A 13,882-nucleotide genomic window follows, 5' to 3' on the forward strand; every position below is an offset into this window, starting at 1 on the left:
CGGCCATCGTGGTTATCCCTTTCGAGGAAGTGTGGTTATGGAATCGAAAGGTACTACGGTGGTCGCCTCATGCATTCATCAGGCCCTCACCGATAGTCACAGATACACCACGCTAACGGACGCAACCGGCCATGGTGTGTTTTAAGTGTCGACGACCCACTTTTTACACTGGAACTGAGCGTCAGCGTTTGCGGAATATCGAGCAGTGGCAGGCCATGTATCAGTGCTGCTGCGATTCCGGTTAATGCGCGATCTGGGTGTGCCTGTGAAATGGCAATGCATTGAATCCGTGCCCGGATGAGTTCCGCCTTAATGGCAAGAATTCCTCGTGGAAAATCGCTGTTAGATGGCCATATTCGTGCATCCACGTAAGTGCCCCGAGACAACTGAACAAGTTCGCCGCGCTCGACCGCCCGGCTGAGAATTCCTCGTGCTGTATTTCGGCTGATATGAGTCTGTTCTCGCAGGTGCACAATTCCGGAGGAATTGAAAATGAGCTCGCTCGTTTTCCGCATGGCGGACATTCTCATCGATGGTGCGGAAGCTTGCTGGCCAAAGACCGTTGTCAATCAACTTTCTGTGGATAGTTTTCGGACTGTGGATAACACATCAATTGAGTCAGACTGCAGATCCAAAAGTAACGGTTAAAGGCGTTTACAAGGGTCAAAATTACTTAGACTCGCATGTTTGGTGCCTTTTTGCCCAAATCCAGGAAGCTGACCTGGGAGTTTCTAATTTGAAGCCCACCAAACATGCGAGTCTACGTCAAAACGCCCCTGTTAAATGGCGATAACCGTTGTTTTCGCTTTACGACGGATCCAAGTCCACCAACCTTCCCTCGAAAAGCCGAAACCCCGACCCGCAGTAAGTTCAAAACTGCCGGTCGGGGCTGGTTGGTGTGCTGTATGGCCTAAGCCGTATGAACTAGTGAACTAGCTAGCCGGGGTGAAAAGAGCCCTACTTCTTCAGGGATTCCGGAGCGTTGAAGCGCTCGCCGTGCTTATCGGCCAGCTCTTCGGCGCGCTCGACGAAGCCTGCGACACCGCGGCGCTCTGGGTGAGCTGCAGCCGGGTCGACAACAGTGGCGCCGTCGTAGTTCTTGATGAACTGGCGAGTACCACCGGTCCAGGCCGGGTAGCCGATACCGAAGATGGAGCCGATGTTGCCGTCGGCGTCGTGAAGCAGAACGCCCTCGTCGACGCACTTCTGAGTCTCGATGGCCTCGATGAAGAGCATGCGGTCGACCAGCTCCTGCAGGTCGGTGTGTTCCGGAGCGATCGGGGTGATGTTCAGCTCCTCGCGCAGCTCGTTGAACAGGCCCGGCCAGAGACCGGAGCGCTTGCCGTCGACGTACTCGTAGAAGCCCTTGCCCTCGAGCTTGCCCGGGCGTTCGAACTTGTGCAGCATGGCCTCGACCAGAGCCGGCACGCCGCCCTCGTCCAGGGACTGGCCTGCAGCCTCGGCGGCAGCGCGGGTCTCGCCAGCGATCTTCTCCATGAGCTTGAGGTTCAGCTCGTCGGCAAGCTGGAGCTGCGGCGCCGGGTAACCAGCCTGGCGGCCAGCAGCCTCGATGATGGCCGGGTCGTAGCCCTCGGCAACCATGCGCAGGGCCTCGTTGATGACGGTGCCGATGACGCGGGAGGTGTAGAAACCGCGGGAGTCGGTAACGACAATCGGAATCTTGCGGATTGCAACAGCGAAGTCCAGCGAAGCGGCGAGGATTTCCGGGTCGGTGTTGTCGCCGGAGATGATTTCAATCAGCTGCATCTTGTCCACCGGGGAGAAGAAGTGCAGGCCGATGAAGTCCTTCTCACGCTTGACGTGGGAAGCCAGCTCGGTGATCGGCAGGGTGGAGGTGTTGGAGCCCAGGATGCAGGTCTCCGGAACTGCGGCCTCGATCTCGGCGTGAACCTTGTGCTTGAGGTCGGTGTTCTCGAAGACGGCCTCGATGACCAGGTCGACATCGGACAGGTCGTCGTAGGATTCGGTCGGCTTGATGCGGTTCAGCAGCGCTGCGGACTTCTCCTCAGTGGTGCGACCGCGCTTGAGGGCCTTGGCCTCCAGACCCTCGGAGTAGGACTTACCGCGCTCGGCGTTCTCCAGGGAAATGTCCTTCAGGACAACTTCCATACCAGCCTTTGCGCACACGTAGGCGATACCTGCGCCCATCATGCCGGCGCCAACGACGGCAACCTTCTTGAACTCGCGCTTCGGGTACGGGGTGCCATCAGCCTGCAGCGGACGGGAGCCGCCGCCCTGAGCGTGGTTGAGGTCGAAGAAGAACGCCTGCATCATGTTCTTCGACTGAGTGCCGGTGACCAGCTCGGTGAAGTAGCGGGACTCGATGCGCAGTGCGGTGTCGATGTCGACCTGAGAGCCCTCGATGGCAGCCTGCATCGCAAGGCGGGGAGCCTTCATCGGGGAGCCCTTGAGCTGCTTGGTCAGGTTTGCCGGGAACGACGGCAGGTTCATTGCGAACTTAGGAGTCTTCGGGTCACCACCTGGGATCTTGAAACCCTTCTCGTCCCACGGCTGTGCGGCCTTAGCGTCTTCGCTGGTCAGCCATGCGCGAGCAGTGTCAATGAGCTGCTCCGGAGCAACAACCTCGTCAACGAGGCCAGCGGCGAGAGCCTTACCCGGGTTCATCTGAGCGCCGGTCAGAATGACCTTCATCAATGCGTCCTGAATGCCCAGCATGCGAACGACGCGGGAGACGCCGCCGCCACCCGGCAGCAGGCCGAGGGTGACCTCTGGCAGGCCAATCTTGGAGCCACGGGCATCGGCAGCAACGCGGTGGTTAGCAGCCAGCGCGACCTCGAGGCCGCCGCCCAGTGCTGCGCCGTTGATGGCGGCAACAATCGGCACCGGGAGCTTTTCCAGGCGACGCAGGGAGGCCTTCATGTCCTCGACCATGCCGAACATGTCAGCTGCATCGTCCTCAGTGGCCTTGGACATCTGCTTGATGTCACCACCTGCGAAGAAAGTCTTCTTCGCAGAGGTGATGATAATGCCCTTGATCGAGGTTTCAGAGCCGTCGCCAATTTCGTTTTCCAGGCGCTCCACGGTGGCGCGGATGTCGTCCTGGAAGGTCTTGTTCATGGTGTTGACCGGTGCATTCGGGTCATCCATGGTGAGGGTGACGATTCCGGCGTCGTCCTGATCCCACCGGAACATGTTATCTGTGCTCATAAATCAGTCAGTCCTTTGTGGTTATCGCGGTGTGGCCGCGGTAATTGTCGCTGTGAGTTTCGTTCCGGTTTGCTTTAGACGCGCTCGATGATGGTTGCAACACCCATGCCGCCAGCCACGCAGAGCGAAATGAGGGCGTAGCGGCCACCGGTGCGGTGCAGCTCATCGATTGCGGCGCCGGTGATCATGGCACCGGTTGCCCCCAGCGGGTGACCCATGGCCATCGCGCCGCCGTTGATGTTGAGCTTCTCGTAGTCGATGCCCAGGTTCTGCTGAGCATGCTTGACGACGGCGGCAAACGCCTCGTTGATTTCCCACACGTCGATATCGTCGACCGTCAGGTTGGCCTTGGCCAGAGCCTCGCGGACGGCTGGCTCGATACCGGTGAGCATGATGGTCGGTTCGACACCATTGACGGCGGTGGCGACAACGCGTGCGCGCGGGGTCAGCCCCATGTCTGCGCCAGCCTTCTCAGAACCAACCAGGGTCAGTGCAGCGCCATCGACGATGCCGGAGGAGTTACCTGCGTGGTGGACGTGGTTGATGCGCTCGAGCTGCGGGTACTTCTTCAGTGCAACTGCGTCGAAGCCACCCTGCTCACCCATCATGGTGAAGGCTGCGCGCAGGCCGGCCAGGGACTCTGCGGAGACGCCCTCGCGGATGGTCTCATCGCGGTCGAGGATGGTCAGGCCGTTAGCGTCCTTGACCGGGACGACGGAGCGGTCGAAGCGACCCTCAGACCAAGCCTTTGCGGCACGGGCGTGGGAGAGTGCTGCCATTTCGTCGAGGGACTCGCGGTCAAAGCCGTCAAGCGATGCAATTAGGTCAGCGGAGATACCCTGCGGGACGAAGTCAGTTGCGAACGAGACCTGTGCATCCATTGCCATTGCGCCGCCGTCGGACATCATTGGCACGCGGGACATGGACTCGACGCCACCGGCGAGGACGAGCTCGTCCATGCCGGAGCGGACTTTCTGAGCAGCCAAGTTGATGGCGGAGAGGCCCGAAGCGCAGAAGCGGTTGATCTGGACACCGCCGGTGCGGTACGGCAGACCTGCGGTGAGTGCTGCGGTACGGGCAATGTCCGCACCCTGGTCGCCGACCGGGCTGACGCAGCCAACGATGAGGTCGCTGATGCGTTCTTCATCCAGGTCCGGGAAGCGGTTGCGAATTTCGTCGATGAGGCCGACGAGAAGTGATACCGGGCGTACCTCGTGGAGGGAGCCGTCCTTCTTGCCCTTGCCGCGCGGGGTGCGAATTGCCTCGTAGATGAAGGCTTCGCCGCCCGGCTGAATGGTGGCGGAAGTCATGTGTTTTTACCTCACAGATTCGTCGTAAAGTGTCGTGCGTCACTCTATAACGAATGGCGGATTGCCGGGGGTGATTTGAGGGGTGCTGGGGAGAAAGTTGACTCGCTGTAGTTTCTCACCTGCGGTTATGGGAGAAACCGGGGGTAATTACATAAGTAGTTTGAGGGCCATCAGCCTTCCAGTCAGCCCTCCAATCCGGCTGATCCTCAGCCGGTTGGCAGCGCAAGAGATTTAAAACTATCCCTTCGCAGCGTAACCCCGCTTCCAATACCCCATGAACGACACCTGCTTCCTCGGGACGTGGTATTCCTTCACCAGCAGCCGCCGCATCCGAATCACCGCTGAAGACTCACCTGCAATCCAAAAGTAAGTCCCGGTTAGCGTCGGATTCGGAGATTCGGCGTTGGCCGTGTCTTCGCCGCTGGAATTGGAAATATCTTCACCCGACTGGGAATAGCTTGGAGTCTCCCACACCAGAAAGTTGGGGTCATCCTCGCCTGTCGACGCAGTGGTCGCCGCATTCTCCTCGAGAACGCTTGGCAGTGCTTCTCGCGCGACCGGGCTTAGCGCATTGCTGACAAGCTTCACCAGATTGGAGTACAGCAGCTCGCCCGAAGTGTCGTGCTCATCTTCCGCTCGCGCCAGCCACTTCACCGAGACTTCAGATGGAACCTCTAGCTTCTGGGCATCGCTTGTACATGGAACCTCAATAAACACTTCTCCCTGCACTCCCGCTGGCCATTCTTCCAGGGTCTTCGCAATTGCAGGTAAGGCAGTTTCATCTCCAAGCATCACGATGCGACTACTAGCTCCAGGGGCGAATTCGATGCCGCTGCCGGATTCATCATCTCGTGCCGGTGCGATGATGAGCAGTTCATCGCCGACCTGTGCTTTTGAAGCCCATGCAGACGCTGGCCCAGCGGCATCGGGGTGTAGCACGAAATCGATGTCGAGTTCATCGGGAGCGTCGTCTGGCAAGTTGCGCCGAAAAGCGCGGATGGAATACGTGCGGACATAGCCGCGAGTGTCGGGGTCAAGGGTTTTCCAGGTGGCGAACCAATTCTCCTCCGGCAGCTCTGGAAGCTGACCAGCGGCTGGGATAATGACTTTGATACGGAGGTCCCGAATCGTGTCCTTCGGCCCGACATTCTCCACGTCGTGAAGTGTTATGCGCTGAAAGTGCGGGGAAATCTGTTGCGTGCGGGCAACGCGGACGCGGTGTGGCTGGTATCCCATGGGAATCCTTAAATCTGATGAGTTGCTTACATCTACTGAGCTAGTACTGGGCTAATTTCGAGTGGTGGCGCCCAATGGGCGTAACCGTGGGTAGCCCTGAGACCGGATCGGTAATAATCAGCGATTCGAGGTCGAACGCCTCCCGGGTCAGCTCTTGTGTGAGCACGTCGACAGGCGCTCCTGCGGAATGCAGTCGTCCGTCGCGCATGGCGACGAGAACATCCGAATACCGAGCAGCCAGGTTGAGGTCGTGCAGCACCATGATGATGGTGGTGCCTCGGCGTTGATTGAGATCAGTTAGTAGATCCAGGACTTCTAGTTGATGTTTTAGATCTAGGTAGGTTGTAGGTTCGTCGAGAAGCAGCACATCGGTTTGTTGTGCGAGTGCCATTGCAATCCACACACGCTGACGCTGGCCGCCGGAGAGCTCTTCGACGCACCGCCCTGCGAGGTCTGCGACTCGGGTAGCTTCCATAGCTTCGGCGACGATGTCGTAGTCGGCTGAACTCCAGCGACCCAGAATTCCCTGGTAGGGGGTTCGACCACGGCCGACTAAGTCTGCGACAGTGATGCCGTCAGGAGCGATAGGGGTCTGCGGAAGCAGCCCGAGCTGTTTTGCTAATTCGCGGGAGGAAAACGAGCCTAGCTCCTTGCCGTCCAGCTCGACGGATCCAGCTGATGGTCGAATCAATCGAGCTAGCGTCCGTAGAAACGTTGATTTGCCACAACCATTAGGTCCGACAATCGAAGTAATCTTGCCTGCTTCGAATGACAAAGTCAGGTCTTTCACAATGGGATTTTCCCCATATCCAGAAGTAAGGGACTGAGCATTCAGTTGTGCGGACACGGTGAGTGACTCCTTGGTTTGATGAACAAAGCGCAGCTATCGAGATGTTCTGACGAGCAGATAGATCAAAAAGGGCGCTCCGAGCGCGCCGGTAATAACGCCGACGGGGTAACGCGTGCCGAAGAGGTATTGGCCGGCTAAATCTGCGGCAAGCACCAAGAATGCTCCAACCAATCCAGATGGCACTATGAGGTTCGTGCCGGGCCTAAAGATTCGCATCGCTATCGGGCCTGCCATGAATGCGACAAATGAGATTGGTCCGGTTGCGGATGTTGCCACTGCGATGAGCATGACGGCGCCGACAATAAGAGCTCCGCGAAGCAGGTTCACGCGCAGTCCGAGTGAGGTGGCGATGTCGTCGCCAAGCTCCAAGATCGATAGCCTGTGCGCGCCAATCAAGAGCAGCGGTGTTACGACAAGAACGGTAATAACCAGCGGTAATCCGCGCTCCCACGAGATGTTATTCAGAGATCCAGTCAACCAACGTGTGGCCGTCGGCAGATCCCACGCGGAAGCCTTCGACAGCACGTAGGTGGTCCATGCCTGCAGCATCGCCGCAATGCCGATTCCCGTCAGAATCAGGCGAGTGCCAGTAAACCCCGATTTCAACGCCAGTAGGTAGGTCAGAGCGGCCACGCTTAACGACGCCATCAGCGCCACCGTTGACACCGCGGTCTGAGAAGCGTGAAACAGCACAATCATGGTCGAACCGGCAGCGGCCGCACCAGCGGAAATACCGATAATGTCCGGTGAGGCTAACTGGTTTCGCAGCATCGTCTGGAAGATTATTCCCGATACGCCAAACGCAAAGCCGGCGATAATTGCAATAGTGGCGCGTGGTAGGCGTAGTTCGCCCACTGTGAAAGATGCCCCGGGGACGGTGTCACCGCGAATGACGCTGAGGACATCGGCAAGGGAATAGAAGGAATCTCCAATCATGAGACTCAGCAGCCAAAGTGCGGCCGTAATCGCTGCTAGAACCAATAATGTGAGCGTAAAACGAGTTCGGGCGTGACCGCGTTGTTCTTGGATAGCGGTCGCTAATTCGCTGACCCCATTCTGCGGGCGCGTTTCGGGGGCGAGGTTTGTCATAGTTCCCGCATCCTTGTCTGTCGCACGATCCAAATAAACAGTGGGGCTCCGAGGAAGGGCATGATGATGCCGACTGCAATCTCGGATTGGTCTCCAACCAGGCGCCCGACGGTGTCGGCAAGCGTGAGCAATACTGCTCCTGCCAGGGCGCTTGCTGGGATGAGAACGCGGTGGTCGGTCCCGAGGACCATCCGGAGAACGTGGGGGACGATGAGACCGACGAAGGCGATCGGGCCGGTGACGGCGGTGGTGGTTCCGCAGAGCAGCACCGCACCGAGTGTTGCCAGGACTCGCGTGCGGGTTAAGTTGATGCCGAGGCTGGTGGCGACATCATCGCCAAGAGAGAGTGCGTTGAGGCCGCTGCTGGTTAAAAAGACGATGACGAACCCGAGACCAAGTAACGGGAAAGCGACCGTCAGTGATTCCCACTGCGCACCGCTGACGGAGCCGATTTGCCAGTTGCGGAACTCGTCCATGACATCGGCGCGCGGCAACAAAATGGCGCTGGTCAAGCTGGATAGGGCGGCGGCCGTGGCAGCTCCGGCAAGAGCCAGTTTGAGTGGAGTGGCGCCGCCGTGACCAATTGATCCCACGCAGTAGACAAACACTGCAGCTGCGAAGGCACCCATTGATGCAATCAGCATCGTCGGCAGTGTGCGACTGATGTTGAAAAAGGTGATACCGATAACAACTGTTAGAGAAGCGCCAGCAAGAACCCCAAATATTCCGGGGTCTGCGAGCGGGTTTCGAGTAACAGCTTGAAAGGCTACGCCCGAGGTGGCGAGCGCTGCACCCGCGCACAGTGCCAGCACGGTACGCGGAATGCGTGTCCACGCTGCAGCTTCTCCCGCGGTGTCGGTGGCTCCGCCTAAGGCGGAGAGCGCCTCGGTGGGTGTAATGCTGCGTATGCCGAACATCACCGATAGGACCACCGATGCCAATCCAAGTATCAGCAAGAGAACAAATACAGCTGACTTGGTGGTAGTCGAAGGCGGGGGAGTGGACTTTGTTGAAGCAGTATGGACTGAGGTCGGCACTATTACTTCTTCAATCCTTCGTTAAGTGCTGCGAAGTAACGGTCGATGCCCCATGGGATGGAGAGCGGAGAGGGGTTCGAGGCGGCTCCTAGCGGGCCATCTTCGAGGAAGGCGATGTTGCCGTTCTTCACCGCTGGAATCTTGGAAAGCAGTGGATCTGCCTGCATATCCTTGACGTTCTTTTCATCCTCGGCTTTATCGCCCGAAGAGTAGGAGATGATGACATCGACGTCATCGAACTGTTCCGGGCTCTCAGTGGAGACTTCAACCCAGAACTTATCGGCAGTCTTGGACTGTTCCTCGACGATCTTCGGTGCTGTAAGACCGTGGTTCACAAGGAATCCCATGCGTGGATCTTCTGTGGAGTAGAAACCAAGCTTGGATGGGTCGGAGCTGCCGCCGAAGGAGGTAAAGAGTGCCTTCTTGCCCTTGAGGTTCGGGTATTTCTCAAGAGCGTCGGCAATAGTGGTGTCCAAGTTCTCGGACAGCTTCTTGCCCTCATCGGCCTTGCCGATAGCCTTGGAGCTAATCAGGATCATGTCTTCCAATGAAGTGCCCCATGCCATGTCTGGGTAGGCAATGACGGGCGCAATCTTGGAGAGTGTGTCGTAGTCCTCCTGCGAAATTCCGGAGTAAGTAGCAAGAATAATGTCAGGCTTTGTGTCTGCGACTTTTTCAAACGGGATGCCGTCGGTCTCATCGAAGAGCACCGGCTTCTTGTCGCCGGAATCTGCGCCGAGTTCCTTCAGCTTGTCTTCAGTCCACGGGAGGATGCCATCGCCGTCATCGTCACCGTAGGTGGCCTTGCTCATGCCAACGGGCACTTGTCCCAGAGCAAGCGGGACTTCATGGTTCGCCCAGCCGACAGTCGCGATTCGCTGAGGTGCCTCTTTGATAGTGGTCTCGCCGAACGCGTGCTTGATTGTCACAGGGAGCTGTGTGTTGGCGTCCGAGGCGCTGACACTACTGGCGTTGTTTTCACTGCTCGTGTCGCTGCTTCCGCAGGCTGCCATGGTGAATGCGATGGCTCCGCTGGCCACCGCAATTGTCAGGGTTTTGAAGGTTTTGTTCATTTAGGTCCTTTGTTGTGTGCGTTCCTAGCGTGTTTATGTACGACATTGGAACACGATTGATAGACGGGATTGTATAAAACCCAACCAACACTAAACAAAGGTAGCCTATCCTAAACGATTGATGTTTTGGGGCGGCGCGGAAGAGCTGCCGCGAAGTAACTAAATCTGATTACAAGACTTCGCCGATGCCCGCTCCTTCAGGCTCCCCTCAAACTGCCTCTCCATCATCCTCCGCGAACCCCAAGTTCCGATAGCGCTCGACAAAGGCCTGGATGCGCTGAAGCACCCGCGTCTTGACCTTTTCACGCTCATTACCTGGAGTAAACCGCGACATTGGCGGAAGAACTCGAACAATTCCGGTGCCAAGCGTGCTGACAATGCCAGTGGTTAGCGCCTCTTCAATGAAAGATTGCGCAGTGGGCATCCGCAGCTTCTCTTCAGTGATGATCGCATTGAGTTCTTCCGTGCGTTTGGTCCTGATGAATTCCTCCCACTGCTCGTCAACGGGCTGTGTCAGACTCACAGTGTTGACGAATTCTTCAATCAGATCGCGCTTGTTCCGTAGCGATGGGCTGGAGTTTGCAGCACGGGAAATTTGGGCACGAATTTCTTCCTTCTCGTCGCTGCCGTGGGTTTCGCGGTATTGCTCGACGAGCATGAGAATGTAGTCGACATTGATTTCGACCTGCTTGATTAGCTCCATCTCGAAGACGACATCTTCGTTGATGGACTCCCGTTCCCCATCGCTTTCAGTACGGAATTCCGCGAATAGGTCGAGGTAGATACTGCGGTAGTCCTGCTCCTGGCGAGGCGTCAGCAGCGCGTCATCGGCGAATTGGTCGAAGGAGGTCAGGATGTTTTGGACACGCAGAATCGCTCCGAAAAGCTTGATGAACTCCTTCTTCGCCTTTTCGCCAACAATGGCCTTATCCAGCGGGTATTCCTGGAGCAGCTGATTCACTAGCTCGGCGTATTCCGCAAAGTACTCAGCGTAGGGCTTGAGCAGCACTACGCTTTGCGCATCGGTGTCGCCGAAGAGCCGCAGCGCCTCATTTGTGGCATCTTCGAGGTCTCGGAAGCAGACAATGTTGCCGTACGTCTTGACTGAGTTGAGGATTCGGTTGGTACGCGAGAACGCCTGAATCAACCCGTGGTATTTCAGGTTCTTGTCGACGAACAGGGTGTTCAACGTTGTCGCGTCGAACCCGGTGAGGAACATGTTGACCACGATGGTCATATCGACTTCCCTGTTCTTCATTCGCAGGGAGAGGTCTTTGTAGTAGTTCTGGAATTTCTCGGCGGAGGTGTCGTAGTTGGTCTTGAAATACCCGTTGTAGTCGGCAATCGCCGCTTCCAGGTGGTCGCGCGCAACCTTGGGTAGCTGCTCGGGTTCCATGCCCTCTTCAAGGAGCAGGCCTGTCTGATTGGCCACGGCAGTAGCTGCCGCATCGCTTTTCTTTTCGCTTGACGACGGAATCGTCGGTGACTCATCCTTTTCGGCCTCATTTGGCGCGAATGAGTAAATCATGGCGATCTTCAGGCGCTCTGCTTCCGGCAGTGACGCTTGCGCTTCTTTGAAGAGATTGTAGTAGGTGTAAGCAGCATCAACAGAAGCGGTGGCGAAGATAGCGTTGAAGCCACGAACTCGTTGCTCTTTCTTGATTTCCTTAATTCGGCCGCGGTGTCGGGCCTTCGCTGAGGCGGATACGTTTTCGACAACGCGGTGTTCGTAGAAGGTTTCCCGCTTCGTTTTCTGAGCGAAGTGTTCGAGCGTGTAGGCAACGACGTTTTTCAGGCGTGGCTCCGCCAGGAGTGCGCCTTCGGTGTCGATGCCTGTCACTTCCTTGTCTTTAACGTTGCCAACCGAGATGGTGTTGACGTAGTCAATCCGGAAGGGCAGGACATTTTTGTCGTTGATGGCGTTGACGATGGTGTAGGCGTGGAGCCGTTTGCCGAAAGCCTGCTCGGTGGTTTTGAGGTTGTTCTTGGTGCCGGTGGTGGAGTTGTCGGCGAAGATGGGCGTTCCAGTGAAGCCGAAGAGGTTGTATTTTTTGAATGCCTTGGTGATGGCAGTGTGCATGTCACCGAATTGGGAGCGGTGGCATTCATCGAAGATGATGACCACGTGCTTGCCGTAGACATCGTGGTGTTTGTTACCTGCGATGAAGTTCGACAGCTTCTGAATCGTGGTGATGATGATGGCTGCATCGTCGTCTTCTAGCTGCTTCTTCAGCACGGCGGTCGAGGTGTTGGAGTTCGCAGCACCCTTTTGGAAGCGGTCGTATTCACGCATGGTTTGGTAGTCGAGGTCCTTGCGGTCGACGACAAAGAGGACCTTATCTACATGCGAGAGTTTGCTGGCCAGCTGCGCTGCTTTGAATGAGGTGAGGGTTTTTCCGGAACCGGTCGTGTGCCAGATGTAGCCGCCAGCCTCCGTGGTGCCAAGGCGTTCACGATAGTTATTGGAAATCTCAATTCGCTGCAGAATCTTCTCAGCGGCGACGATTTGGTACGGGCGCATCACCAGTAATTCTTCCGCAGCGGTGAATACGCAGAACTTGGTCAGAATATTGAGAAGCGAGTGCTTTGACAGGAATGTCTTAGTGAAGCCAACAAGATCCCGGATAGGTTGGTTGTTTGCGTCAGCCCACCATGATGTGAATTCAAAGCTCTTAGCACCGCGCGCCGGGCGGCCTTTTCCTCCCGTTTCCTTGATGTGTAGTTCACGGGTGGTGTTGGAGTAGTACTTGGTCAGCGTGCCGTTACTGATGACAAACAGCTGCACATAATCGAACAGGCCGTCACCAGACCAGAAAGAGTCGCGCTGGTAGCGCCTGATCTGGTTAAAGGCTTCGCGCAAATCTACGCCACGGCGCTTAAGTTCGATATGCACCATGGGAAGGCCGTTGACCAGGATGGTGACGTCGTAACGATTGGAGTGTTTCGCACCGCCTTCGCCCTTTTCCACCTCGTACTGGTTAATGACCTGCAGCCGGTTGTTATGGATATTTGCTTTATCCAGCAGTCGGATGTTTTTGCTCGTGCCGTCGTCACGCGTAAGAACCTGAATGTGGTCTTCGTGGATGCGACGGGTCTTTTCCTTGATTCCGTCGTTGGCGCTGGTGATGCAGGTGCGATAGAACCGTTCCCATTCCGCGTCGCTGAAGGTGACGTGGTTGAGGGTTTCTAGTTGGCGGCGAAGGTTGGCAACGAGATCTGCTTCGCTGTGGATAGGCAGGTAGTCGTAGGCGTGTGACTGGAGGATGTCGATGAGTTCCTGCTCCAGTTGCGCCTCGGTTTGGTAGTCCTCCGAGGTGCGCTCCTCGGCCTGGTACTCCGCGACGACGGTGCTCTGCTCACCGACAGCGATCGGGTCGTACTTGGTTACTCGTCGCTTGCCGACGCCGTCCTGGTTCATGCTGCCAGCACCTTTTCCATAGTGTTAATTTGAAGCGTTACTTTTATGAGTCTCTATCTTAGAGAGTCCGGGGTAGCACGGGGTCGTGCAGCTAATCCACCAAGGTCCCCACAAAAACCACAACCGCTGTTAGAATAAGGGGGCTCTAATCTAACAATCCCCAGGTGGTGGTTCGCTGTGGCTCCGACTTTTCCGGGAATGGAAGTTCGCCGGGAGCAGCTGATTGCTCAAGTTGACGCTGTTTTGGAGTCGGCAATCGACGATTGTGTGCGTAAAACCAAAGAGACCCAGTCGATTGATTTCAAAGAGGAAGCTGGCCGACGTAGAGGTTCCCAGATTGAACCTGGTAAGTCGGAGAATCCGACAGCTGCCGACAAACTTGCCGACGAAGTGGCCTGCATGGCCAATACTCCTGGTGGCGGTGCCTTGATTGTTGGAATCGAGGATAAAACAGGGCGGATTATCGGTACCGAACTGGACATAGATTGGTTGCGGCAGGCTATCTATAGCCGGATTGATATTGCGCCTGATGTTGTCGAAAAGCGTGTGCAGGGGGTTGCGTCCGTTAGCGTGGTGTATCTGTGACTATCGGTGAGGGCCTGATGAATGCATGAGGCGACCACCGTAGTACCTTTCGATTCCATAACCACACTTCCTCGAAAGGGATAACCACGATGGCC

General features: G+C 56.8%; 8 protein-coding genes and 1 pseudogene. 1 reads left to right on the forward strand and 8 read right to left on the reverse strand.

Annotation, left to right across the window (positions count from 1 at the left end; genetic code table 11):
* Window positions 1–957 precede the first annotated feature (957 nt).
* The 8 genes from NQ014_RS10550 to NQ014_RS10585 form a co-directional block, all read right to left on the reverse strand.
* Window positions 958–3,189, reverse strand: coding sequence for a 3-hydroxyacyl-CoA dehydrogenase NAD-binding domain-containing protein (locus NQ014_RS10550; protein WP_257075274.1), 2,232 nt, complete (start codon window positions 3,187–3,189; stop codon window positions 958–960).
* 74 nt (window positions 3,190–3,263) lie between these two features.
* Complete coding sequence (locus tag NQ014_RS10555) at window positions 3,264–4,499, reverse strand: acetyl-CoA C-acetyltransferase (RefSeq protein ID WP_257075276.1); 1,236 nt, start codon at window positions 4,497–4,499, stop codon at window positions 3,264–3,266.
* Between the two features lie 237 nt (window positions 4,500–4,736).
* Window positions 4,737–5,735 carry a siderophore-interacting protein gene (locus NQ014_RS10560; protein ID WP_257075277.1) on the reverse strand — a complete coding sequence of 333 codons (999 nt, stop codon included), beginning with the start codon at window positions 5,733–5,735 and terminating at the stop codon, window positions 4,737–4,739.
* 40 nt (window positions 5,736–5,775) lie between these two features.
* Window positions 5,776–6,582, reverse strand: a complete 807-nt coding sequence (locus tag NQ014_RS10565; RefSeq protein ID WP_257075278.1) for an ABC transporter ATP-binding protein — start codon at window positions 6,580–6,582, stop codon at window positions 5,776–5,778.
* A 36-nt stretch (window positions 6,583–6,618) separates the two neighbouring features.
* Window positions 6,619–7,674, reverse strand: coding sequence for an iron chelate uptake ABC transporter family permease subunit (locus NQ014_RS10570; protein ID WP_257075280.1), 1,056 nt, complete (start codon window positions 7,672–7,674; stop codon window positions 6,619–6,621).
* A complete protein-coding gene (locus NQ014_RS10575) occupies window positions 7,671–8,591 on the reverse strand; it encodes an iron ABC transporter permease (RefSeq protein WP_257075284.1) in 921 nt (306 codons plus the stop codon). The genes NQ014_RS10570 and NQ014_RS10575 overlap by 4 nt, the downstream gene beginning before the upstream one ends.
* Window positions 8,592–8,713: 122 nt before the next feature.
* Window positions 8,714–9,784 carry an iron-siderophore ABC transporter substrate-binding protein gene (locus NQ014_RS10580; protein WP_257075282.1) on the reverse strand — a complete coding sequence of 357 codons (1,071 nt, stop codon included), beginning with the start codon at window positions 9,782–9,784 and terminating at the stop codon, window positions 8,714–8,716.
* Between the two features lie 208 nt (window positions 9,785–9,992).
* On the reverse strand, window positions 9,993–13,202 hold the full coding sequence (locus tag NQ014_RS10585; RefSeq protein WP_257075283.1) for a type I restriction endonuclease subunit R: 3,210 nt from the start codon (window positions 13,200–13,202) through the stop codon (window positions 9,993–9,995).
* Window positions 13,203–13,400: 198 nt separating this feature from the next.
* On the opposite strand from NQ014_RS10585, the pseudogene NQ014_RS10590 reads away from it, so the two are divergent.
* Window positions 13,401–13,757 (forward strand): annotated as a pseudogene (locus tag NQ014_RS10590) (helix-turn-helix domain-containing protein); the annotation flags it as partial.
* Window positions 13,758–13,882: the final 125 nt, after the last annotated feature.

The organism is Corynebacterium sp. 5QC2CO (assembly GCF_024580435.1).
Classification (GTDB): Bacteria; Actinomycetota; Actinomycetes; order Mycobacteriales; family Mycobacteriaceae; genus Corynebacterium; species Corynebacterium jeikeium_D.

Bases quoted from the DNA above. Each gene is read 5' to 3' on its own strand.
- NQ014_RS10550 (WP_257075274.1), bottom strand. From the start codon at position 3,189: ATGAGCACAGATAACATGTTCCGGTGGGATCAGGACGACGCCGGAATC.
- NQ014_RS10575 (WP_257075284.1), bottom strand. From the start codon at position 8,591: ATGTTCGGCATACGCAGCATTACACCCACCGAGGCGCTCTCCGCCTTA.
- NQ014_RS10580 (WP_257075282.1), bottom strand. From the start codon at position 9,784: ATGAACAAAACCTTCAAAACCCTGACAATTGCGGTGGCCAGCGGAGCC.
- NQ014_RS10585 (WP_257075283.1), bottom strand. From the start codon at position 13,202: ATGAACCAGGACGGCGTCGGCAAGCGACGAGTAACCAAGTACGACCCG.
- NQ014_RS10560 (WP_257075277.1), bottom strand. From the start codon at position 5,735: ATGGGATACCAGCCACACCGCGTCCGCGTTGCCCGCACGCAACAGATT.
- NQ014_RS10570 (WP_257075280.1), bottom strand. From the start codon at position 7,674: ATGACAAACCTCGCCCCCGAAACGCGCCCGCAGAATGGGGTCAGCGAA.
- NQ014_RS10555 (WP_257075276.1), bottom strand. From the start codon at position 4,499: ATGACTTCCGCCACCATTCAGCCGGGCGGCGAAGCCTTCATCTACGAG.